Source organism: Agaribacillus sp. DX54, from assembly GCF_056858335.1.
Genome location: NZ_JBXEQE010000003.1, coordinates 236,751 through 258,773 on the forward strand (window position 1 = coordinate 236,751; position 22,023 = coordinate 258,773).

Consider the following 22,023-nt stretch of genomic DNA (forward strand, 5'->3'; position numbering starts at 1 on the left):
GATGAGATTTTTTCTTTTTATGAGACGATTATCTATTTTAGTCCGAAATTCATCCCTTAATCATCTATGATGGATTCCTTTCAGATCATTCCGGCAGCTAAAAATAAAGTGCCCGTCATCGTAAGTGTCCCCCATTGCGGAACTGTTATACCACCTGAAATCAAATCCTCATTTAAACCTGCCGCCATTGCTTTTATGGACGATACTGACTGGTTTGTAAACAGACTTTATGACTTTGTACCGGAAATGGGCATTACCATGATCCACGCTATTTACAGCCGTTGGGTAATAGATTTAAACCGCCCCCCTGGTAATCAGCCCCTTTACAAGGACGGCCGCATCATTACAGACCTCGTACCCACTACCGACTTTCTTGGCAATGACCTATATCAGGACGCTCCTCCCGATGAAAAGGAAATAACCAGAAGGACCCGATTATACTACAACCCATATCATAAGGCTTTGGCGGACCTTTTGCAGGGTTTAAGGGAAGAATTCGGTTCAGCACTACTTTTCGATGCCCACTCGATCAGGCAACATGTGCCAACCATCTCCAAGGAAAAGCTCCCCGACCTGATCCTGGGAGATAATGAGGGGATGAGTGCCGGCAACAGATTTACGAAGGCCGCGCTTCATCCATTAAAACAAAGCCCCTATGGGATCAGACATAATTTTCTCTTTAAAGGCGGCTACATAACAAGAAATTTCGGACAACCAAAAGAAAACATCCACGCCCTGCAGCTTGAAATGACCAAAATAAACTACATGAATGAAGATGAAACTTCCTATCATCCCCAACGCGCTATGAAGATGAAAGAAACATTAATGCAGGTTTTTAAGGCACTTATCGACCTAATTTAAGTTCACATGAAGACATTCGGATTTAAAGGACTGCTACAAAATGAAGGATGGCTGCAACCTGCCTACGTCAGTTGTAACGACCAGGGAATCATAGCAACCATTAGTGATACCCGGCCGGCGGAAAACCCGGTAGAATCCATAGAAGGCTTTGCCCTGCCCGGGTTCCAGAACGCTCATTCCCACGCCTTTCAATATGCCATGGCCGGATTGGCCGAAAACGATACCGGTACTTCAGCCTCAAAAGACAACTTCTGGTCATGGAGAGAAGCCATGTACCAGGTGGCACTAACCATCGAACCGGACCAGTTGGAAGCCATTGCCACAAGACTATATGCCGAAATGGTGCGCCTTGGGTATAGCCACGTCGCTGAATTTCACTACCTCCACCATACCCCGGATGGAAAGCCTTACAATAACAAAGCGGAATTAGCTGAAAAACTACTTTCAGCAGCCCGGACTGCGGGAATTAATATTACCATCATCCCCATTTTTTATCAAAAAGGTGGATTCGGCACCGCGCCCGGAGACCGACAAAAGAGATTTATCTGCCGCGACAGGTTTACTTATTACGAGCTTTGGCAAACGACAGAAGCACTGTGTAACCAACACAGCCATGCGAACATTGCATTAGGGATTCATTCGCTGAGGGCCGTAGAACCTGACGAAATTCTTGCGACCCTACATGAAGCCAGGCCAAACCTGCCCATTCACATCCACGTGGCAGAGCAACGGCTGGAAGTAGAACAGTCCCTGCAGTTTCTTGGACAAAGGCCAGTGGAATGGCTGGCCGGAGAAGCAGGGCTCAATGAAAACTTCCACCTGGTTCATGCCACCCATCTGACTAGCAGGGAGATAGAAAGCATAACAGATGCCGGGGCCCAGGTAATACTATGCCCTTCCACTGAAGGCAACCTGGGTGATGGCCTGTTTGCTTTCGAAAAATTTCAGCAGCATAAAGGCAAATGGTCCATAGGTACAGACAGTCATATTGGTTTGAATCCTTTTGATGAGTTGAGATGGCTGGATTATGGTCAGCGCCTGAGTACGCACAACAGGATTACCTACCGGTCTTCTGCACAAAGAAGTGGCGGGATAGCGGCCATGGAACCGTGCATCGGTTATGGCAGAAAGGCTATGGGTAATCACCAAAAAGCCTTTTTCCAGGCAGGTTCCTCCTTTAATGCCCTCGTGCTCGATGCCGCCAATCCCCTCCTGGCATCCACTGGTTTTGATCATTTAATCGATACTATCCTCTACGCCGGTGATGCCACTTTCAATCTCGGAACCATCATTAACGGCCAATGGGTTGTTAAAAGGAACCAACATGTGGCCATGGACAAGATAAACCGCGATTTTGCTCAGGCAGTAAAAAAACTGAGGTAAAGTAGCAGAAAGACACCTCAAAGTAGTAGAAAGACAACTCTGGGGCTGTCCAATAAGTTCGATCCGATAAAGAAATGGTGAATTTTAAATAGTTGATGATTTACATATAGGTCACGCCGATCACAATCAGCATTATTACGATAAAACCTAACGACAGGCTGAAAATGCTGCGGAGTTGAGAGCGGTTAAGGGTAAGGGCGGTAATAACGCCAATGGTAAGGCCGCCGAGGAATCCGATGAATACATAACCGAGGAAATTACTTAACTTATCCCAACCCATTCCTGTGGGCTCAAAATTCAGCGCAAAGTTTGAATAGATAACGCCCATTAATATACCATCCATACACATAATGATTACCAGGAGGAACCTAGGTAATTGTTTAGAAAAATCCATCCGGTTAATTTAATTTGTAAAAAGCTGCCAGGTTTAAACTCAATGCATGTACAGACCTTCTTTCCACACCCAGCCTGCTCAATCCGTATTGATAATTTACATTCATTTGGCCGGCCAGTTTCCTGCTGAAATTATGCTCGATACCCACCGACCCTGTAAAGTTACCTAAATAAATTCTTAAATCCTTCTCCCAGGTCACTTCATTAAACTCAATGAGCTGATCATTTTCAATTTCTATGTATTTGTACTTAAAGGATTGATTTAGTAAAAAATCAATGGTTGGTCCACCTGAGATAAATACTGACCAGTTGTAATTAAGGTTTTTGTACAACCTGAGGTGCAGAGGCAACTGGATGATTTCATTCTCAATGATGATTTCGTCAGGGATAGTCGTCAATTCTGTGTAGCCCGGGTAACGGGCCAGGTCAACGGCATCAAAGTTGTCGTTGTCTACTTCATCCAGTTTATAGGTGATATCATTGAAATGCACCCCCGTTATAAACCTGAGATTTCTTTTCAAAGAAAATTCTCCAATCAACCCCAGGCTTTGGCTAATATATCTTTCACCAATATCGGGGTTGGGGATCAATAAACCGGCGGTTAATCCGACCCTGGCTTCGAATGGGTGGGCCCGGTATTTTCTGCGGGGTTTTTCCCCGGTTAAAACTACTCCTTGTACCTTAAAACCATCCGCGTAATCTTCCAGCCATTTCTCCGGGTCGGTTGTTTCTGCTACGATGAAGGGAACGGCTTCTGTTTGTGTTCCCGCACCTTTGTTGTCATCAGACAATGAACGGTTATCATCGAAAAAGGACTGATTGTAAATCAGAAACGACTGATTGTTGGCAGGATACGGATTGTAGGCAGGAAATGAAAGGTACGCGGCACGCAGGTTAGCCGGGGAAGGGTTTAATGGAGATTTTTTACCGGATGAAACTGACAAGCTGCGTGGATATGAGTAAGTTTTGGCCACTTTCGCCTTATGGGAGTGAATAGCGGCCGGATCAACGGAATTGTCGGAATATATTGTTTTGGTTACAAATACGGTATCAACTACCTCGATGGTATCGATTACTACCACTTTTTCCTGTAAAGTGGCGTTTAGATCTTCCCTGGCACCTTTTTCAGACCTTACCTGCCACAGTAAATAAAAATTAAGCAGCGAAAACAACAGTAATCCGGAACCCCAGAGCGCTTTCTCCCACCGCACATACCACGGCCTCAATGTGGAAAAACGCAGCATATCCACCATATCATCCCATTGATCCGGATTAAACTTAGGGCTTAGGCCGGACAACTTTTTCCTGATACGATCATCAAAATCCTTATGACCCATAAATGCTTACCCCTTCTGTATTGTTTACTTCCATCATCTTCTTCAACTTCATCCTGGCTTTAGCAAGATTAGACTTCGATGTCCCCTCACTAATGCCCAGCTTTTCACTTATTTCCCGATGATTGTATCCTTCCACCACAAAAAGATTGAATATCATCTGGTAAGCCGGAGGTAATTGTTGCACCATTTTAAGGATTTCATCAACCGAAAACTGCTCGACAATTTCGGGATTGATGTACTCCTCATCAGCTTTGGTTATTTCCAGCATATGTCGGAAGTGGTTATTCTTTCTATAATGATCGATCGCGGTGTTTACCATAATCCTTCGCACCCAGGCTTTAAAAGACTGGCTGGGCGAATGCTGTTCGATTTTAGTGAAAATCTTGAGGAAACCGTCGTTGAGGATCTCTTTTGCCTCGTCCTCTCCTCCTGAATACCTCAGGCAAATGCTCATCGTATAGGGATATAAAAGTATGTAAAGCTTTTTTTGTGCTTTTCTATCCCCTTTTTTGCACCCGGTTATAAGTGCATTGATGATATTTTTATTATCAAAATCCAATCCTGGAATTTTTGTGTAAACAAGACGTAAATGTTACATCCACAGTTGCCATTTACCCTAACAAGCTATTAAATTTAATGGTTTTAAATGATAAAAGTAACTTTAAGATAATATAAGGCAACGCAATCTCCCAAGGGCACGTCATGTGGTCAAATGGTGGGATTCGACACGGGAAAATGAAAAATCTTTTTTTTATACTGCTGCTTTTAAGTTTTTTTTCGTCGTGCAATGATATCCTGCAAGATTCTGACGATGTACGCGTCGGAAGTACTATAGAGGAAGCATTATTGACATCACAGATTTGGAAGATGGAATATTTTAACAGAAAACCGGGAAGCGGAGTGGCAGCATTCAGCGGAGCCTTTCTGGCGTTTAACACCAATAATACCTTTGATCTGATCAACAGGCACAAGGAGGTTTACACAGGACAATGGGCTTTATCTTCTTCCAAAGATTTGCTGGTGATCCGGTCTGATGGCAAGATTCCCGAGCCCTATAAAGAGGTTGAAAATGAATGGATTATCCTGAATGCAGAAGATGATAACATCAGAATACAGGAAAGGGATCCCAAAGGTACGGAAGAGTTCGAATTCAATGTGGCTGCTGACGAGGAAGTCCCTAATGTATGCACAGATATTACGAATCTGATAATGGATAAAAAATGGCGTATTCAACATCTGGTAGTTGCCAACAGTATAAAAACTACTGATTATGAAAAATTTGAGTTTACCTTCGATTCCTCCGCGCGGGCTGTCGCAACGGCAGCAAATGTTGGACTGGAAGGCAGTTGGCATGCCGGAATCAGGTGCAATAAGTTTCATCTTGGATTTTACCATTACACAGAGTTAAATGAAATTTCAGGGTTATGGCAGCTATCTTATTTTACTGAAAGTACCATCAGACTGGTCATGAAACGGGAAGGGTTAAACTGGGAAATGCACCTGATTACCGGCCCCAGCGGTTTTGACAACCTTTGTGATGAGGCTGAATCTACCCTGATGGGAGGAAGCTGGACCATTTCAAAGTTCATATCGGGTAATGATAGCCATGAAAATGATTTTACAGGTTACTTTTTCCAGTTTAAAGAGGAAGGAAAACTGTTGGCTTTTAATAATGATGCAGAATATACCGGTAACTGGTCATTGGTTGACGGGTGCAGGCAAATGCCATTGACCCTTGAGGGGAACTATGTTTTGGATAAGATAAACGGAAGCTGGCAGTTGGTGGTTGTTTCCAATGCGCTTATCAAATTAGCAGCAGAGGGCGAAAACAGCAAAAAGGAAGTCCAATTTGTCAGAGACCCGGGCGCTGTGAGTTTGTGCGAATCTTTAGATCGCATGTATGAAGATAATCTTACCTGGCATGTCACTTCATACATGGTAAATAATGAAAATCTGATAGAAAGGCTGGCAGGTGTGAATATATTGTTCAGCAAAGATAATTCATTGATTATCAATGAAGGTAATGTAAAAACCAATGGCACCTGGGCACTAAAAGACGATTGTAAAAAAATCGATATCGAGGCGGAAAATAACCATACGGAAAATAGCGAAGTGATCAGCAGGATTGCACTGGAATGGAACATCGCCGAGGCCACGAAAGAAAAAATAATTTTGGTTCACGAAAGTGAACCAAGCAACATTGAATTGCAACTCTCTTTGTGAAAAAGGAAATCTCTCATCACGGCTCCACGCCGTGAATCCTTTCTGATCAATTGCTGATTCAAGCCGTGGCATCCTTCTGCCGCGGCTTTTTTTTGTATGGTCAGGCAGGAATTACCTGATCGTCTTTTACAATCGCACCATCTTCAATCCTGACAATTCTTTTACCATACCGGGCATTTTTCCGTGAATGGGTCACCTGAATAATGGTCATACCCTCCTCATTGAGTTTTTTAAATATACCCATGATTTCTTCCCCTTGTTCGGAGTGAAGGTTACCTGTCGGCTCATCAGCCAACAAAAGTTTTGGGCTGCCCACAATAGCCCTGGCCACCCCTACCAGTTGTTGCTGCCCTCCCGAGAGCTGCTCGGGAAACAGATCCTTTTTGGCAACCATGTTAAAGCGGTCGAGCATTTCAGCCACCATACTTTTCCTTTCTTTAGATTTGATGCCTTTGTACAACAATGGGGTTTCGATGTTTTCATAAACGGTTAGTTCGTCTATCAAATGATAAGCCTGAAAAATAAACCCGATATGGTGTTTATGCAGCTCCGTCTTCATTCTTTCCCTGAGCCTGTGTACCGGTTCATCCATAAAAAAATACTCACCGGCCGAAGGCTGATCCAGCATTCCGATAATATTTAGCAATGTAGATTTACCGGCTCCGCTGGGCCCCATGATCGTTAAAAACTCCCCCTGCTGCACCTCTAAATCCACTCCTTTTAGAATGAACACCCGCTGGTATTTGGAATCCACATATTTGTCAATATCGCTGAGTTTAAACATAATGTTAAAATTTGATTGAGGAAAGCCAATAAATATGCCAAGTCCGGCAATCAATAGCGTCGACCGCCATCGAAATATTTTAAGTCTGTTAATATACTAATCCTTTGGCGATATTGAGGGCCTAAAACGAATTTAATGGTTTAAATCCTCCATCGATGGGCAAAATCAAACATAAATGGTAATGTTCAAAAATGAACAGAATCGTACGTATTCGATCAATTATTATTAAAAAATAGTGTGAAAAATGCCAAATAACCGAAAAAACATTTTGGCACATTTGTTGGCAAGTTTAGGGTATGCACTTAAACCGTATTAAATGATCAAAACTTTTACTTATGGGAATGGATAGAAAAATAAAGAAGAAAAAGTGGACCGTCAAGCGGATCATGACCATTGGAGGGGCCACAGCCTTATTCTCGGTCATTCTCTATACCCTATTATTTGCAGACAACCGATCAAAACTAAACGTAGACGCTAATAAAATAACTATTTCAACCATTACACAAGGCGACTTTCAGGAGTGGATTCCGGAAACAGGCACCGTTCAACCTATTAAGACTTTTTACCTCGATGCCATAGAGGGAGGAATCATTCAAAACCTTAATGTAGAAACCGGAACCATGGTCACTCAGGGCGCTTCCCTTGTTACACTTACCAACTCAAATTTACAATTAGAGGTACTCCAGCGCGAAGCCCAGCTATATGAACAAATCAACAATCTCAGAACTTCAAGACTACTCCTGGACCAAAATACACAAAACTTAGAAACGCAACTTGCAGAAATCGATTATCAGATTAAATTACTGACCCCTCAAAAGCAAAGGCAGGAATATCTGTTGAAAGAGAAGGCGATTTCACAGCAGGAATATGAGGATGTAATTGAGAATTACAGGTATAATCTAAGAAGAAAAGCACTGACTTATGAAGCCTATCAGAGGGATTCCGTATTGAAACTTGTGCAGTTAAAACAGCTCAACGACTCTGAGCGAAGAATGTGGAAAAGCCTGGATGCTGTAGGAAACATTTTGGATAACCTGATTATAAAGGCACCGAGGGATGGGCTGTTTGCCTCTCCTCAACTGGAAATCGGACAATCCATTGCCTCCGGAGAAAGGTTGGGGCAAATCGATATTATCGATGATTACAAATTGAGGGTGGATATCGATGAAATATATCTTCCCAGGATTAGTGTAGGACAGATAGCTACCTATACCGATCCGGGCGGAAAAGTCTACAGGCTGGATGTTACAAAAGTGTACCCTACCATTACCAATGGTAATTTTGAGGTGGATATGGAATTTGAAAGCGGCGCCCCTCCGGGTGTTAAAAGAGGGCAATCGCTACGGATAAGAATTGAGTTAGGTAATCCGGGACAAGCGTTGTTATTGCCTACAGGCGGCTTTTTCCAGTCTACAGGCGGCAACTGGGTTTATGTTTTGGAGGAATCAGGCGGAAGAGCTGTAAAACAATCCATTCGGGTGGGTCGCAAAAATTCGGAGAATTATGAAGTACTGGAAGGTCTGATACCCGGCGACTGGGTAATCACATCAAGCTATGATAATTTTGGAGACAACGAGGTGCTGATACTGAAGGATTAAAAAAGATTTTTATAAATTAGCTAATACGCAAGAAAAAATACATTAACCTTTAAATGCATTATTTATGATAAAAGCAGAAAACCTTAGCAAAGTTTACACTACGGACGAAGTGGAAACTACCGCCCTCGACGCTGTAAACCTTGAAATTAAGGAAGGTGAATTTGTAGCGGTGATGGGTCCTTCGGGCTGTGGAAAGTCAACCTTGTTAAATATCATGGGATTGCTCGATAATCCTACCGGCGGCAAATATTATTTTCTCGAACATGAAGTTTCTAACCATTCGGAAAGGCAACGGGCCGGCCTCAGAAAAGGCTCCATCGGATTTATTTTCCAGAGCTTTAACCTGATCGACGAATTGACCGTGTTTGAAAATGTCGAGCTGCCACTCTTGTACCTGAAGGTAAACTCCGCAGAACGCAAACAAAAGGTTGAGAAGGTTTTGGAGCACATGAATATAATGCACAGGCGCAATCATTTCCCTCAGCAACTGTCGGGAGGACAACAACAACGTGTAGCCATAGCCCGGGCAGTAGTGGCAGAACCAAAATTAATCCTTGCGGATGAGCCCACAGGTAACCTCGACTCTGCCAATGGCGAAGAAGTTATGAAACTGTTGACAGAGCTGAACCAGGGCGGAACTACCATCGTAATGGTGACACACTCTCCCTACGACGCCAAGTTCTCACATCGCATCATCAACCTGTTTGACGGTCAGATTGTTACAGAAAATATTAACGAAGAGTTTCATATTTAAGCTTTTTGCCCAAACACTGGAAAGAACAACACTGTACTGAAAGGTAAAACGGTGATATTGGTTATTGCCAGCATCAATTGTATGAATCCGGCCACTGCAAGACCGGCAGACAGGGCCAGGGAAGTAGCCGTGCGAAAGGTTATGGCTCCAAAACTTTGCCTACAGCGTAGATTTTTCTCTCCGGGTATTTGTTATCGCTGGTTTCACTGCTCCGGTTATTGCCTTGCCGACGGCAAGTTATCAGGCTTTAAAAACGGCGATGGTTAATCCTGTGCAGTCTCTGAAGTCTGCATAGCAGTTGCCGCCTTTTCGTAAGCTTCAATAATGTTTTTCACGATTTTATGGCGGATTACATCTTCGGGCCCTAGTTCCACGAAGCCAATGCCTTCTACACCCTTCAGGGTATTTACCGCATCAGACAGGCCTGACTTCTGTTTCTTAGGAAGGTCGATTTGTGACAAATCTCCCGTAATAATCACTTTTGATTCGGGGCCCATCCTGGTGAGGAACATCTTGATTTGCATGGGCGTGGTATTCTGTGCTTCATCCAGCAAGATAAAAGCCTTGTTGAGCGTTCTCCCACGCATATAGGCCAATGGGGCAATTTCTATGACCCTGTTCTCAAGATAATATTTCAGTTTTTCATAGGGCACCATGTCATCCAACGCATCGTAGATAGGCCTTAAAAAAGGATCGATCTTCTCTTTCAGGTCACCGGGCAGGAATCCCAGGTTTTCACCCGCCTCCACAGCAGGCCTGGTGATGATGATTTTCTTGACCTCCTTATTTTTCAATGCCTTCACAGCCAGTGCCACCGATATATAGGTTTTGCCGGTCCCTGCCGGTCCCAGGGCAAATACCAGATCGTTACTGGTGGCTGCATGAACCAGCTTTTTTTGATTATTGGTTTTGGGCTTAATAACAAACCCCTTGGTACCATATACCAATACATGCTGTTTTTCCTGCTCAAAGCTATCGCTTTCACGATTATCCTTTAAATAAGAATGCACGTTCTCTTCCGATACTTTGCCATACTTGTGGTAATGGTTGATCAGGGAATTGAGAATGTCGTTAATTTTAATGATTTCCGGACTGCTTCCCTGTATTTTTATTTCATTGCCCCTGGACACAATTTTACTTTTGGGAAATGCCTGCGCAACCTCTTTGATATTTTTGTTTTGAACCCCCAGAAAGTCAATTAAGGATATATTTTCAAGGGTAATTATTTTTTCTACCAAGCTATAATTTTATTTTATTGAATCGAATTTACTTTATAAGGTTAAAAAAATTAATTTTACTACACAAAAATACACAATAAATTTAATAGCTTAAATGGCCCTCATTACATTTATGTCGGATTTCGGGGACTGCGATCATTATGTAGCTGCCGTAAAAGCTAAAATTTACAGTATTAATCCTGACGCCCGGATGCTGGATATCAGCCATGGCATCGCCCGTTTTAATATTGCACACGGGTCTTTTGTATTAAAATCAGTTTTTAAATCCTTCCCTGAAGGGACCGTCCACCTAGTGGCTGTCAATTCCAACTACGATATTCAGCCCAGGTTTGTTGGGCTGGAAGTGGAAAAACATTACTTTGTAGGGCCGGACAACGGATTGTTGAGCCTCATAAGCGACCAGGAAGCCGGTGCAGTGGTATTATTACCCAGGCCGGCCACCAACGGGATCTCGTATTTTCCCGAGCGCGACATCTTGGCGCAGGCTGCCGCAAAGTTGGCTGTCGGGAAATCCCTGGATGAAATCGGGGAACCTTACGGGCAAATGAAAAGGATGATCAACAAACAAGCAAGGGCTACAAAGCAAAAAATATCCGGATCGGTGATTCATGTGGATCACTACGGCAACCTGATTACCAACATTCAATACAAGGACTTTGAAATTTTGAGTAAAGATAAAAAGTATAAAATCAACTACGGCCGCACATTTGCCGACCAGATCCACCCAAGCATCGCCAGCGTGGTGCAAGGCGAGTCTTTCCATATATTTAACAGTCTTGGGCTGCTGGAAATCGGCATTAACATGGGCAACGGCTCGGAGCTGCTGGGCCTGGGCTACGACAGCCCGGTACACATTATATTTGAAGATCAGCATTAATGACAAAACCATAAAACAAACCCTGAAAAAGCAACTATGTTAGTAAGAATCGTTAGGATGACCTTTAAAAGGCAGCATATGGATGATTTTCTGAAATTGTTCCAACGTATCAGTCCCAACATCCGCAGTTTCAAAGGTTGTAATCACCTGGAGCTCCTACGCGATTACAACCAGGAAAACATCTTTGTCACCTACAGCTACTGGGAAGACGAAGAAGCGCTCAACAACTACCGCTCCTCCACCCTGTTCAAGGAAAGTTGGGCCGCCACTAAAATATTTTTTGAAGAAAAACCGCAGGCGTTTTCTTTCAAGCGGTTTCTGGTGGTGTAAAAACGGATTTTTTGGTATAATTATAAAATAGCCCATCAATCTATGGTGAAGTCAACCATACATGTGTTGGGCTTTAAAGTGGATACCAAAACAATTCATTCAATATGGCAGTATTATTACAGGAATGAAATTAAGAAGATAAAATCTAAAACACCGGATGATTTATGAGTTATTGTAAATTACTATTTTGCATAGCAAATATTTCGATTGCTAGCTGTTCTTTGACTTATTCACAAGTAAACGGTGATGAGGACATGATAAGCTATATGAAAGAAAGCAATGCTTTAGCAGGCAACGAAACTTCCGAAGATTCGAAACCATATTCCTTATTTAAGGAACTGGTCAGGGATGGAATCCTTGAGGAAGAAGGTATTATTGTTAGCTACATGACCTTGGTGAAAACAAATAAAAGGGCGCGTAAAGGTCGGGTTTATGACTTCGTAATTGAAAAATGGGTGGTCGGGGATAATAAATCTTTAGCTGACATACATAAAACAATAAGTGGAGTAATATATGATACATACTATGAAAAACCGCCTAAAGTAGTTCTAGTGAAAAAAAATTATATATATATAATAGCTACCTGGGGTGCGGTTTACAGAAATGATTTATACGAAATCAGAAAAAATTTGGTTCAAAAATATAGTATGGAAACATTGTAAACTTCAAAGGGACAAGTTTAGCATAAAAATAGAGGGAAACTTTACAAATAATTTAAATAATGAGCAAAATCTTATGGGCCCTGCTTTACCTGTGCCTGTTTCTTTGCCTGAATTTGAGAGGTAGTCATTATTCATTCGGGCAGGTTGAACCGGATGTCCTATCACCGGAGAAACTAGGTATTTCCGGCCTATCGATTGATACGGAAAAGAATACATTTTTAAGTATGCTAGGACAACCTGATTCTATAATTTCTCATATCGATGAATTTGAAGGTACAACGTTTTATGAATATGTATACCTCAATTCCAGTTTCTACATATCTAATGGTGTATTTACAAGCTTCGATATCAGAGATAACAGCTTTCAATTTGATTATGGAGAAATCGAAGTTGGTGATCGTGCAGAAAATCTTGAGCCGATTTTCCCTAAATCTTATGCGAATAGGGAAAGGGGTACTACAAAATCAACGGTTCGGGTAAAAATTGGTGAAACGGAAGCTTATATATTATTTATTTGCTGTCACTCCATAATAACAAGAATTATGATTTGGGAGGATATCTGATCATTAGCCGACATGATCCTTTAGCATTTCTGCTTATCTACAAAAATATAGTTCTCACGGGGATCTTCTAGCCCCGAAAAAAATTGCAGCGGGTTTTTCACCGGTCTTTTTGGAAAAGTGTGTTAGCATTTACCTAAACTTTGCCAAAATTTCAGATGCATTTGCTGTGCACCGGTAAAATAAAAATTTGTAAAATATTAAATGATTACACATATTTACCTCCCGTTTAGAGATATGCCCAGGTGGCGGAATTGGTAGACGCGTTGGTCTCAAACACCAATGGCCGCAAGGCCGTGCCGGTTCGATTCCGGCCCTGGGTACGGAAATCCTTGATAACGAGTTGGTTATCAAGGATTTTTGATTTTTAGTGGGACAAAATTGGGACAAATTCTGAAGGTAAACCTTATTGTACCAAACAAAAACAAAATTTTTGGATCCCTTCCAATAATAGGCAATCTTGCCACAATCTTTAAAGTTCCTAACTTGAAAGGAAAGGGATACCCAGTTTAGCGAATACCACCAAAAGCCGATTACGCGTTCAAAACAAATTTATCAGGAATTACATAACTACAAAAAAGGAATCCTTGGAGTACTAAGGAATATTGAAGTTGATGATTGTAGCCGGGAACTGATCAACGATCTAAAGGCAGTTTATAAGTTGCTGGAGTATTTGGTTTTGGATGAGAGATCTCTTTCCCAGAATAGAGATTTAATACCAAATAAATAGGATATAATTAAAAAGAATCAAAATAAACATCATTAAGCTATGAAAATCAAAATCCCTAAAGCCAAGGTGGAAATCCCCTTTGTGCCACCAAACACCATCCATCTTTTTCAATCAACTTCATGATCTCTTTAACCTTCATGCAACTTTGGGCACTATTAAGCTTAATCCATAAGTTTTCTGCGAAGGAATTTCTAATCCGTCTTCTTTCATTCCTTCTATGTGAAACAGAATAGCTTCATGGATATTTGTTTCAATCTCTTCACGTGTATCACCTACGGAGGCATAGCCTGGAAGATCGGGAAAATAAGCGCTAAAACCTGTTTCTGTTTCTTCTATGATTACTAAATAACGTATGATGTTAATCGTTTTCTATTATTCAAATTTGCTTCAAACACTACCATCCACAAAATTACAGCGTTTTGTGAGACTCAATTTTCGTGTAGTTTATAATCAGAGGTTCCCTCACACTTGGGATACTTTATAGTTTTACTTTCTTGTTCTGATTGAACCTACAAGTTGATAGTAAAAGACATTCCCCCGGATTTACCTTTTTTCATAGCTTGTGCCTTATCAATTTCAAGTTTTAGATGGTAAGTGTATTCATGCTCTAGAAACTTCTGAAATGGTTGAACATCCTCTTTAGCCCGGGCATTTTTAATAGCAGCTATGTAGTCTGATTTGTTTTCATGGCGTATGATCAATAGCGGTAGGCTATGTTTTAGCAATATTAGGTTTTGAAGAAGCCTTGCCGATCTACCATTCCCATCAACAAAAGGGTGAATAGTCAATAGTTGGAGGTGTGCATAAGAAGATAGGGTCATTATATCATCTACAGATGAAACCTCATGAATACTTTTATTGACATTCCGATAGAGATCATTCATCATAGGCAAAATTTTATCATGACTTACATAATAGCTTCCTCCGGCAGCCCGCGAAGCTGATAGCCTGAAATCACCGGACCGGGAGTCAACCGTTCCTAAAGCAGAACTGTACGCACCTCCGGTAGAACACATAACCAGGGCACCGATTTTCTTTATTACCGGTTCCGAAATGTGTTTAATTTTTTTCGACTGTTCAATGACATACTTTAATGCTTCATAATGGTCTTTGATCATTAATGAATGTTCCAAGGGCTTACCTTTTGGCGTAGTATCTTCCTCAATAAGCATTTCAGTCTCATCCAATGTGAGGGTTGAACCCTCCATCACACTACTTGAATGAATCAGTAATAACTCATTATAGCGATCATAGTTTTGGATCTCATTTAGTTTGAGCGACTTATACTGATTATATAGGGTGCTGAGAATTGACATATTCAGGGTTTGATGATGCTTAATTTTCTTTTCGAGTAGCTTCTTTCAAACAAATATAAAGCAATCAGCACCAAAAGATTAATCGATGCATAAATAATTACTCTTTTTTCAATGCCAATATTAATAATTCTAATTACCGAAATACTCAACCCAATGTAGAGAGCCATCTTAGCGTAAAAAATGAAAGGTTTGGCGAAACTTTTAATGGTTGGTTCAATTAACGTACTAACACCAAAAAGCCTACCCCTATGTAACAGATTTGCGTGAAACAATAGAAGATATCGAACCACAATCCAAGGTGTTATTGCCCATGCCAGACGACAGAAGATTTGCCATAATAAAGAATAAAGCCGGCGAGATTTCTTGCTATAAACTGATGACTAAGCACAAAAAGAGAATCAGGGCGAAAGAAGGATTATTTGAGACCATGGAAGAGTGTGTACTTTTTGAATTAAATTGGGAATCTCAGGGCATACAACGCCTCATGGACCTGGTTCCTTCGCTTTTTATTATGAAAAATAGTTCAAGCACTATTTTTATAGATGAAATAGCAAGAAGTCTTCATCCGGAGTTGTCTTATAAACTCGTCAAATTAATTCTTTCAAATGAAAACTTATTCAGGTCACAAATTATATTTACCAGCCACGAAGATTATTTATTGGATTTCGAGCTTTTAAGAAGGGACGAAATATGGTTCGTAGACAAAAATAAAAATGAAGAGTCATCCCTTTATTCATTGGAAGCGTTTAAACCACGTTATGATGCAGATATTCGGAAAGGATATTTGCAAGGTAGATTTGGGGGTATTCCGGTGATCAATGAGGAAAGAATAGAATACCTCTTATCGAAATAATATCATAACATGATATGCGAAGGGATAGGAAATCAAATTTAGGTTCGAATGGCCATCACCGCTTTTTCAACTTGTAAAAAAGCGTAAATAGCTATTGAATCAATAGTTTTTGTAAAAGATTAAGATAGTCATCTTTTCAACCGATTTTGCCATCCTGCCGCGTAACACTCATTCAAGTAAGTCATAAAATAATTGAATGGAGTACCGGTATTATCCGGTGATCTGTTGGAAACATTTGCCAACACAAATAAAAATGCTGCAGAAAACCTATTTCAGTTTGCTTTTAGCAGAAAGGCAGGATTTACCTTTGGCTGGGGCGGTTTTTTTATGGGATATCCTGGATATGAGTGAGGCCTTGGATGTAAGCTACAGTGGTTGGAATGCTTTTGTTACAATACCATCTGCATTCGATGCTTATGCTTCAAACGATCTGCGTAAAGATGCTACGTGGGAGATCTACCCTATTCCCCACACGCAAATCGCTGCCAATCCCAATTTGAAACAAAATCCCGGGTATTCACAGTAATTTTCAGATAGGAGGTCAGTGGATTATTTTCCACTGTCCTCTCTAATAAACTTTAAAGAACCTTAAAATGAGTTTTTAAAAAGTAATCTGGTTTCTAAGGGTATAAATTTATTTAAAAAAGCATATTTCAGTAATCGATGTGAACAGAAGACGGTATATCGAAATAAAGTCTATTAACCTCAAGCGGCCCGGGTATAATTAACACGTTAGCCACCGAATATAAGCTATTGGTGCTTTAGCCTTCACTAAGCTCAGCATTTTTCTCGAACATGTTGTGAATTAACAGGATGAGAAACCCAAATAATACAGCTCCGATAATTAGTGCATTATTTACTATGCCGTCTACTGAAAAAGAAATTTTGATCAGAATGGTTGAAATTACAAAACCCGAATTTCTTATTATCTTATGAAATTTATCAGAGTAAAAAAATGATGCCAGTAAAAGCAGCACGTCTACAATAATTAAAATTGTAAAAAATTCATCAAAAAATATTTTATTAATATTTGCAAAAGCGGCTGTCCCATTTTCATGATCACTTATAGCTGCATTTGCCCAATTGAAAAAAGTATATACTGCAAGCACAATTAATACCGGCACTAGTAATGTAGCAATAGCCTTTTTCAAATTGATGAATTTCTGTATTCTTATGTCCTTATCGCCTGATCTTTCCATATCGGGATCATCTCTTTTAAAAATTTTTTGGTAAAAGAAATAGATCAAAATAAAGAGGATTAACGATGTCAGCACATCGTATGTGAATTGTAAGTCGCTTTTAATTTGAAACCATTCTGATGAAAGTTCTAAGTTGGCAATGTCCTTAAAAATTCTTCTGATAACAATGAGGGTAATAATTTCATATTGTTTCCCGATATAATAGGAAATTGATTTTGGTAAGAAGAAGATAAGTAAAAATACCTCGTAAACTAAAATGAATGAAAAAGGCGTATATATCGCGGCAATAGGGTTTTTAAAGAATTTTGATTCTATTTGGAGTACGCCGCAGGCCGTAAGAAGGATTAATACTAAATGCAATAGATAGCTGGATATGGCAATTGCCAGGATAAGCCTTTCGCTTTGAAACTTAATTTTAGGTGATAGCAATTGATCGTATATTTTATTCATAAAATACGTTTTTTCAGTAATTGCCGGTTTTCAGACAACATAGGTTTTACAATTCAACTTCTTAATTTATCTGCCTTTTTCATGGTCGCCGACGTTTCATTTTCCCAAACAGTCTCGAAGCCTGCTCGTTTATAAAGCTTGAAGGCGAGGTTTTGTTTGTCCACACTCAGAGACAGCGCTTTAACCCCTTTGTGTTTGTAGGCTTCGGAGACAGCATCAAGGAGTTTTGTACCGATTCCTTTACCCCTATGATTTTCCTTTACTGCCATACTCAGCTCGGGCGTTTTTTCATCGATAAATCCGTATCCCTTATTGTCAGTTGAGAACAGCCTCCCCCAGATGGCACCAATCAAATCGCCATGGTGTTTAGCCACAATTCCCACATCCAGGTCATCTTTACCCCAGTTTTCAATGTATTTAGACAAAGCAGGGGCATCGAGAATGGTTCTTGGCAATTTTGGGTGGCCCTCCGGAACAAATAATGCTTCGTAGAGCATTTCCTTCAAAAACCAGGTTTCATTCAGGGCTATTTCTCTGATGATCATGGATACTGTTTCTTTTTCAAATAGTAAAAGGCTCTTTTTACAATATCTTGTTAACTGTCTTTCCAAAATAATGAAGATTGATGAATTAAATGAAATTAATAACAGAAGAGTCCGTACTGTTTGAATTAAATTGGGAATCTCAGGGCACGCAACGCCTCATGAATCTGCGTACCACCGCTTAGTATGAGTGTGGATGTCTGACAGGGCCAACGAAGCTGCGTCCTGTGGCTGTTGCACAACGTTTTCGACAAAATTCTTGGTGTCTCTTTGTGTCTTGGTGTCTTCGTGGTTAACCATTTTTCACCACGAAGACACCAAGACACAAAGAGACACAGCCGTTTTAGGCGATGAGAAGAGAATTCAAATATCCGTATAAATTCCATGCGCTACAGCATACGTCAATATACCGATACTGCCCCTGCTGCCTGTTTTTACCAGCAGTTTTTGCCTGTAACTGACTACCGACCTTTTACTGAGATTGAGTTGCCTGGCAATTTCTTCTGTGGTCTTTTCCTCACATATCATACGAATGATAGCGAGCTCTGTATCCGAAAAACGAACTTTTCCGGATGAATTCTGAAGATCACCTTCGTAAGGGTTGTTAATTTCATTTTCCATGACCTGGTAATTTTTGGTAAATGTTGTATGATTTTTTTCCCTATAGCTTTTTGGAATTGTTAGCCCGCTTTCACTGTAGCTTCCAGGTATTGTCAGCCTGCCCTCAGTAAAGCTTCTTGACATACTCGGCCCGTCTGCGCTGAAGCTTCGGCGGGCGAGGCCGGTTGAAAGCCTGTAAGTAAGTTAACGGATAAAAATTCGTATGGTTTACCTGTCTCTTTTGCTCTTGTTTGTTTTATATTTTACATCATTTTAGTGCTATTTAGTAACTAAAAAATTGCTTTGTCAGCCGGCATCGTGCTTTGATAGTCTTTGGAAGATGGCCCAAAGGCAGGCATGACTTGTCCGGAAAAAATCAAAATTTGTCCTTTGCCGGGTCACATCCATGGCCACTTATTTTGACTGTCTTGACTGTGAATTCGTATTCTATATTTATGGCCACCTGAATCAATTTTAGCACACTATTTAAGCTCGCGTTTTCAAATTCACCGAATAAAACACAATTTCCAATTCGCTCATTCCCGATGATAAACTTCACCCCATACCATTTTTCAAGTGTCCTGGCCACTTCATCGAATCTGGTTCCATCAAATTTTACCACCCCCTCTTTCCAGGCAATAAGCCCTTCAACATTGGCTGAATCGATTTTAATTTCATCATCCACCGGATGGTAGATAGCAAGCTTATTGGTGGTCAGGATATGTTGGCTGGTCTCGCTGTCTTGAGTTCCGCTTACGGCAACCCTTCCTTCGGCGACGGCAATTTCAATTTTTTGGTCTTCAGGATACGCCTTGATATTAAAAGAGGTACCAAGTACTGTGGCCTTAAGTTTTCCCGAAAAGACCGTAAAAGGTTTTTGAGCTTGCTGTGAGACTTCGAAAAAGGCTTCTCCCTCCAGCGTAAGTTTTCTTGTACGTGGTTCAAATTTTTCAGGAAATACCAGTTTGCTGGCAGAATTAAGATGTACTGTAGAACCATCGGCAAGTAAAATCGTTGCTTTCTGACCCGGTAATGTCACTTTTTCCAGGAGTGTCACATTCCCGCCTCTCCACCATCCGGGGTGTTGGAAATGGTAAACCAAAAAGGCCGCTGCCACTATGAGTAAAAACACAACTGCCTTTTTCCACAAATAATTTCTCCTGTTGCCAGTAAAAACATAGGTCTGTTTATCGCGGGCAGGTTCGTCTGTTAACTGTCCGGATGTTTTATCCCGGCGTTTAGGTAGCGAAGATTTTTGAGCGCCGCTCCTGGCACGTTCTATTTTCCATATCTCATAGGTTAAACGTGATCTTTCATCTTTATCGCCCATTTTTTTAACCAGGTCGAGCAAAATATCAAAATCTTCCCGGGTAATTGAATTATCCAGGAATTTTTGATACAACCGTTTTATCTGCTCTTTTTTATGCAAAGCGTTTGATATACCTGAAAAACTGCTGACAAAGCGCCATCAGTATTTGACCATACCCCCTTGTTATAAGCTACTTTTGTAAAAAGTTATTCAGCCAGCCCCCAGTTTAAAATATTTGGTGACTTTTGAAGGATATACAAATTTAGGATAAACAGATATTTTTTGGTAAAATTAAGGGCTATTCAATTTTTCAGGCAATTGTGGTAATTTTAAATGTAAGTAAGTAAAAATTCCCCCATCATTATCTGCCTGGTAAGGCGTAAAGGGGCCATTGGGGATCAGAAATCGCCTGGTTAATCAAAATTAATTGATTTTCAGGCACATACACCTTGTTGCGTCATCCCTGCAGCGAAGCTACTCTTAGGTCATTTTTCTAAGTAAATAGCCACGCGAAAAAACAAAAAAAGATAATTTTACTTCAACTTTAAGGTTACAAATCTTTAATTCATTACGACTTATAATTGATGCTGCATGCAGGTTTCCGGTAAATTAACTAACAAAGATTTGATTTTGGCCATCAAATCGGGAAAAAACATCGATGAAGCGATAAGTTTTATATATAAAAATTATTACGGTCTGCTGGAAAACATTGTGCTTTCCAACAATGGTAATAAAGCCGACGCCGAAGATGTCATTCAAGAAGTGTTGGTAGTTTTTATAGAAATGGTTACCAAAGATAAATATCGAGCCGAGGCAAGTATAAAATCGTTCTTGTATACACTGACGAGAAACCTGTGGATCAGTGAAATAAGAAAACGTAGCAGCGCCCAAAAAAGGAACACCACCTATGAGGATTCCAGGGAACTGATAGAAAAGGACATTTCGGATTACCTTGTGTATCACGAAAGTCAAAAGTTGATAATGACATTATTTGAGAAGTTAGGTGAAAAATGTAACCAGATACTTACTTACTTTTATTACAATAATTATTCCATGAAGGAGATATTGGAAAAGGTGAGTTATGGTAATGAGCAGGTGCTCAGAAATAAAAAATACAAATGTCTCAAGGGGTTAATTAATATGGTTAACAGTTCACCAGCAATTATGGAAAATCTAAAAACTGCTTTACAAAATGGAAAATGAAAACAATTACAAAGATCTCGAGCTCCTCGACAGATATCTGGATGGAGAACTGGATACTGCTGAGCAGAGAGATTTGGAGCGCAGGATTAGTGAAGATCAGAGGCTTAAAAATGATCTGGAAATTTTACGGATTTCAAGGGATGCCATCAGGACCAAAGCCCTGAAGGAAGAGGTAAAAAAGTTGCATCGAACACTCGTGCCCGAAATAAGGGCTGACAAAACCAAGGTAATCCCCATCAGCAAGAAAAACAAATATATCAAACTGGCTATGGGGGTTGCCGCCAGCATTATCATTGTGGCAGGCAGCTTTATCGTTTATCAGTATTCAAACGTTAGTGCTGATAAACTATATGCACAACAATTTCTTTCTTATGAGTTGCCCGTTACCAGGAGCAATGGTGACGAGATGACAAAAATTGACTCTTTATACCTTTCCGGCAGCTATGGTAAGGTCATTGAATATTTTAATTCATTAACTCAAAGGAATATCAGGGATTACTTTTTGACCGCTATGTCTTATTTGCACATTGATAAATTCAAAGAGGCAATAGATTTGTTTCAACATATTGTCGATAAAAACAATGCCCCGGAGGGTGAAAAGTTTTTTGAGCAGGAAACGGATTTTTACCTTTCCCTTGCCTACCTGAAAGTAGGTGAATTTTCAAAATGCAAAGAGCTATTCGTCAAAATGAAAGCTAATCCAAAACACCTTTATCATAAAAACGTCACCCGTAAGGATATATGGATGCTGGAAATTCTTGAGAAGGAGTAGGGTTGCGGGGTGTGGTGGCTGCCATCAATAGTGGGGAGGCACGTGCAGA

General features: G+C 40.5%; 25 protein-coding genes and 1 tRNA gene. 15 read left to right on the plus strand and 11 right to left on the minus strand.

The annotated features are described in order from the left end of the window. The first annotated feature begins 66 nt into the window (after positions 1-66). Together AC04NP_RS05415 and hutF are read left to right on the plus strand one after the other, a co-directional pair. Entirely contained in the window at positions 67-861 is a 795-nt protein-coding gene (locus AC04NP_RS05415; RefSeq protein ID WP_482858493.1) for an N-formylglutamate amidohydrolase, read from the plus strand. Between the two features lie 6 nt (positions 862-867). Next, positions 868-2,244 carry a formimidoylglutamate deiminase gene (hutF, locus tag AC04NP_RS05420; RefSeq protein ID WP_482858494.1) on the plus strand — a complete coding sequence of 459 codons (1,377 nt, stop codon included), beginning with the start codon at positions 868-870 and terminating at the stop codon, positions 2,242-2,244. A 100-nt stretch (positions 2,245-2,344) separates the two neighbouring features. On the opposite strand, the gene AC04NP_RS05425 is transcribed toward hutF, so the two are convergent. The 3 genes from AC04NP_RS05425 to AC04NP_RS05435 are packed head-to-tail and all read right to left on the minus strand — an operon-like array spanning position 2,345 to position 4,533. After that, on the minus strand, positions 2,345-2,587 hold the full coding sequence (locus tag AC04NP_RS05425; RefSeq protein WP_482858495.1) for a hypothetical protein: 243 nt from the start codon (positions 2,585-2,587) through the stop codon (positions 2,345-2,347). Between the two features lie 55 nt (positions 2,588-2,642). Next, entirely contained in the window at positions 2,643-3,974 is a 1,332-nt protein-coding gene (locus AC04NP_RS05430) for an outer membrane beta-barrel protein (RefSeq protein ID WP_482858496.1), read from the minus strand. After that, entirely contained in the window at positions 3,964-4,533 is a 570-nt protein-coding gene (locus AC04NP_RS05435) for an RNA polymerase sigma factor (protein WP_482858497.1), read from the minus strand. Before AC04NP_RS05435 ends, AC04NP_RS05430 begins: the two co-directional genes overlap by 11 nt. Before the next feature lie 176 nt (positions 4,534-4,709). Here AC04NP_RS05435 and AC04NP_RS05440 point away from each other — a divergent pair, with 176 nt between their 5' ends. Further along, entirely contained in the window at positions 4,710-6,197 is a 1,488-nt protein-coding gene (locus AC04NP_RS05440; RefSeq protein ID WP_482858498.1) for a hypothetical protein, read from the plus strand. A 100-nt stretch (positions 6,198-6,297) separates the two neighbouring features. Here the strand turns inward: AC04NP_RS05440 and AC04NP_RS05445 are convergent, their stop codons facing one another. Beyond that, entirely contained in the window at positions 6,298-6,981 is a 684-nt protein-coding gene (locus AC04NP_RS05445; protein WP_482858499.1) for an ABC transporter ATP-binding protein, read from the minus strand. Positions 6,982-7,322: 341 nt separating this feature from the next. Here AC04NP_RS05445 and AC04NP_RS05450 point away from each other — a divergent pair, with 341 nt between their 5' ends. From AC04NP_RS05450 to AC04NP_RS05460, 3 genes are all read left to right on the plus strand, one after another. Continuing rightward, complete coding sequence (locus AC04NP_RS05450) at positions 7,323-8,579, plus strand: efflux RND transporter periplasmic adaptor subunit (protein ID WP_482858500.1); 1,257 nt, start codon at positions 7,323-7,325, stop codon at positions 8,577-8,579. 64 nt (positions 8,580-8,643) lie between these two features. After that, positions 8,644-9,333: an ABC transporter ATP-binding protein gene (locus AC04NP_RS05455; RefSeq protein ID WP_482858501.1), complete on the plus strand. Its 690-nt coding sequence runs from the start codon at positions 8,644-8,646 to the stop codon at positions 9,331-9,333. Positions 9,334-9,384: 51 nt separating this feature from the next. Continuing rightward, a complete protein-coding gene (locus AC04NP_RS05460; protein ID WP_482858502.1) occupies positions 9,385-9,600 on the plus strand; it encodes a hypothetical protein in 216 nt (71 codons plus the stop codon). Here the strand turns inward: AC04NP_RS05460 and AC04NP_RS05465 are convergent. Continuing rightward, on the minus strand, positions 9,597-10,571 hold the full coding sequence (locus tag AC04NP_RS05465; protein WP_482858503.1) for a PhoH family protein: 975 nt from the start codon (positions 10,569-10,571) through the stop codon (positions 9,597-9,599). The genes AC04NP_RS05460 and AC04NP_RS05465 overlap by 4 nt on opposite strands. A gap of 94 nt (positions 10,572-10,665) precedes the next feature. Between AC04NP_RS05465 and AC04NP_RS05470 the strand changes: the two genes are divergently transcribed. The 5 genes from AC04NP_RS05470 to AC04NP_RS05490 all read left to right on the plus strand — a co-directional run bounded on the left by AC04NP_RS05470 (position 10,666) and on the right by AC04NP_RS05490 (position 13,323). Then, positions 10,666-11,448, plus strand: coding sequence for an SAM hydrolase/SAM-dependent halogenase family protein (locus AC04NP_RS05470; protein ID WP_482858504.1), 783 nt, complete (start codon positions 10,666-10,668; stop codon positions 11,446-11,448). A gap of 36 nt (positions 11,449-11,484) precedes the next feature. Further along, entirely contained in the window at positions 11,485-11,778 is a 294-nt protein-coding gene (locus AC04NP_RS05475; RefSeq protein WP_482858505.1) for a putative quinol monooxygenase, read from the plus strand. Positions 11,779-12,044: 266 nt separating this feature from the next. Next, the gene (locus tag AC04NP_RS05480) at positions 12,045-12,440 is read left to right on the plus strand and encodes a hypothetical protein (protein WP_482858506.1); all 396 of its coding nucleotides are present in this window, start codon (positions 12,045-12,047) and stop codon (positions 12,438-12,440) included. Between the two features lie 59 nt (positions 12,441-12,499). Beyond that, positions 12,500-13,003, plus strand: coding sequence for a hypothetical protein (locus tag AC04NP_RS05485; RefSeq protein ID WP_482858507.1), 504 nt, complete (start codon positions 12,500-12,502; stop codon positions 13,001-13,003). Positions 13,004-13,239: 236 nt separating this feature from the next. Next, positions 13,240-13,323 (plus strand) — tRNA-Leu (locus AC04NP_RS05490). A gap of 542 nt (positions 13,324-13,865) precedes the next feature. On the opposite strand, the gene AC04NP_RS05495 is transcribed toward AC04NP_RS05490, so the two are convergent. Then, positions 13,866-14,093, minus strand: a complete 228-nt coding sequence (locus AC04NP_RS05495) for a type II toxin-antitoxin system HicB family antitoxin (protein ID WP_482858606.1) — start codon at positions 14,091-14,093, stop codon at positions 13,866-13,868. 146 nt (positions 14,094-14,239) lie between these two features. Continuing rightward, positions 14,240-15,046: a Fic family protein gene (locus tag AC04NP_RS05500; RefSeq protein WP_482858508.1), complete on the minus strand. Its 807-nt coding sequence runs from the start codon at positions 15,044-15,046 to the stop codon at positions 14,240-14,242. 376 nt (positions 15,047-15,422) lie between these two features. Between AC04NP_RS05500 and AC04NP_RS05505 the strand changes: the two genes are divergently transcribed. After that, positions 15,423-15,899 carry an AAA family ATPase gene (locus tag AC04NP_RS05505; protein ID WP_482858509.1) on the plus strand — a complete coding sequence of 159 codons (477 nt, stop codon included), beginning with the start codon at positions 15,423-15,425 and terminating at the stop codon, positions 15,897-15,899. A gap of 253 nt (positions 15,900-16,152) precedes the next feature. Continuing rightward, a complete protein-coding gene (locus AC04NP_RS05510) occupies positions 16,153-16,425 on the plus strand; it encodes a RagB/SusD family nutrient uptake outer membrane protein (protein WP_482858510.1) in 273 nt (90 codons plus the stop codon). Between the two features lie 235 nt (positions 16,426-16,660). Here AC04NP_RS05510 and AC04NP_RS05515 read toward each other — a convergent pair whose 3' ends face one another. The 4 genes from AC04NP_RS05515 to AC04NP_RS05530 all read right to left on the minus strand — a co-directional run bounded on the left by AC04NP_RS05515 (position 16,661) and on the right by AC04NP_RS05530 (position 20,119). Continuing rightward, entirely contained in the window at positions 16,661-17,548 is an 888-nt protein-coding gene (locus AC04NP_RS05515; RefSeq protein WP_482858511.1) for a hypothetical protein, read from the minus strand. Positions 17,549-17,601: 53 nt separating this feature from the next. After that, a complete protein-coding gene (locus AC04NP_RS05520; protein WP_482858512.1) occupies positions 17,602-18,159 on the minus strand; it encodes a GNAT family N-acetyltransferase in 558 nt (185 codons plus the stop codon). 294 nt (positions 18,160-18,453) lie between these two features. Next, positions 18,454-18,711: a response regulator transcription factor gene (locus tag AC04NP_RS05525; RefSeq protein WP_482858513.1), complete on the minus strand. Its 258-nt coding sequence runs from the start codon at positions 18,709-18,711 to the stop codon at positions 18,454-18,456. Positions 18,712-19,066: 355 nt separating this feature from the next. Next, positions 19,067-20,119: a FecR family protein gene (locus AC04NP_RS05530; protein ID WP_482858514.1), complete on the minus strand. Its 1,053-nt coding sequence runs from the start codon at positions 20,117-20,119 to the stop codon at positions 19,067-19,069. 471 nt (positions 20,120-20,590) lie between these two features. Between AC04NP_RS05530 and AC04NP_RS05535 the strand changes: the two genes are divergently transcribed. Further along, positions 20,591-21,202 (plus strand): RNA polymerase sigma factor, encoded by a 612-nt coding sequence (locus AC04NP_RS05535; RefSeq protein WP_482858515.1) that lies wholly within the window; start codon positions 20,591-20,593, stop codon positions 21,200-21,202. Then, positions 21,192-21,974 carry a hypothetical protein gene (locus AC04NP_RS05540; protein ID WP_482858516.1) on the plus strand — a complete coding sequence of 261 codons (783 nt, stop codon included), beginning with the start codon at positions 21,192-21,194 and terminating at the stop codon, positions 21,972-21,974. The genes AC04NP_RS05535 and AC04NP_RS05540 overlap by 11 nt, the downstream gene beginning before the upstream one ends. The last annotated feature ends 49 nt before the right edge of the window (positions 21,975-22,023 follow it).

What these genes read in the sequence shown, in the direction of transcription:
- AC04NP_RS05540 (WP_482858516.1), top strand. Translation starts at nt 21,192, where the DNA reads ATGGAAAATGAAAACAATTACAAAGATCTCGAGCTCCTCGACAGATAT.
- AC04NP_RS05425 (WP_482858495.1), bottom strand. Translation starts at nt 2,587, where the DNA reads ATGGATGGTATATTAATGGGCGTTATCTATTCAAACTTTGCGCTGAAT.
- hutF (WP_482858494.1), top strand. Translation starts at nt 868, where the DNA reads ATGAAGACATTCGGATTTAAAGGACTGCTACAAAATGAAGGATGGCTG.
- AC04NP_RS05445 (WP_482858499.1), bottom strand. Translation starts at nt 6,981, where the DNA reads ATGTTTAAACTCAGCGATATTGACAAATATGTGGATTCCAAATACCAG.
- AC04NP_RS05450 (WP_482858500.1), top strand. Translation starts at nt 7,323, where the DNA reads ATGGATAGAAAAATAAAGAAGAAAAAGTGGACCGTCAAGCGGATCATG.
- AC04NP_RS05430 (WP_482858496.1), bottom strand. Translation starts at nt 3,974, where the DNA reads ATGGGTCATAAGGATTTTGATGATCGTATCAGGAAAAAGTTGTCCGGC.
- AC04NP_RS05470 (WP_482858504.1), top strand. Translation starts at nt 10,666, where the DNA reads ATGGCCCTCATTACATTTATGTCGGATTTCGGGGACTGCGATCATTAT.
- AC04NP_RS05525 (WP_482858513.1), bottom strand. Translation starts at nt 18,711, where the DNA reads ATGGAAAATGAAATTAACAACCCTTACGAAGGTGATCTTCAGAATTCA.
- AC04NP_RS05455 (WP_482858501.1), top strand. Translation starts at nt 8,644, where the DNA reads ATGATAAAAGCAGAAAACCTTAGCAAAGTTTACACTACGGACGAAGTG.
- AC04NP_RS05510 (WP_482858510.1), top strand. Translation starts at nt 16,153, where the DNA reads ATGCTGCAGAAAACCTATTTCAGTTTGCTTTTAGCAGAAAGGCAGGAT.
- AC04NP_RS05440 (WP_482858498.1), top strand. Translation starts at nt 4,710, where the DNA reads ATGAAAAATCTTTTTTTTATACTGCTGCTTTTAAGTTTTTTTTCGTCG.
- AC04NP_RS05485 (WP_482858507.1), top strand. Translation starts at nt 12,500, where the DNA reads ATGAGCAAAATCTTATGGGCCCTGCTTTACCTGTGCCTGTTTCTTTGC.
- AC04NP_RS05535 (WP_482858515.1), top strand. Translation starts at nt 20,591, where the DNA reads ATGCAGGTTTCCGGTAAATTAACTAACAAAGATTTGATTTTGGCCATC.
- AC04NP_RS05500 (WP_482858508.1), bottom strand. Translation starts at nt 15,046, where the DNA reads ATGTCAATTCTCAGCACCCTATATAATCAGTATAAGTCGCTCAAACTA.
- AC04NP_RS05415 (WP_482858493.1), top strand. Translation starts at nt 67, where the DNA reads ATGATGGATTCCTTTCAGATCATTCCGGCAGCTAAAAATAAAGTGCCC.
- AC04NP_RS05480 (WP_482858506.1), top strand. Translation starts at nt 12,045, where the DNA reads ATGAAAGAAAGCAATGCTTTAGCAGGCAACGAAACTTCCGAAGATTCG.
- AC04NP_RS05515 (WP_482858511.1), bottom strand. Translation starts at nt 17,548, where the DNA reads ATGAATAAAATATACGATCAATTGCTATCACCTAAAATTAAGTTTCAA.
- AC04NP_RS05475 (WP_482858505.1), top strand. Translation starts at nt 11,485, where the DNA reads ATGTTAGTAAGAATCGTTAGGATGACCTTTAAAAGGCAGCATATGGAT.
- AC04NP_RS05505 (WP_482858509.1), top strand. Translation starts at nt 15,423, where the DNA reads ATGACTAAGCACAAAAAGAGAATCAGGGCGAAAGAAGGATTATTTGAG.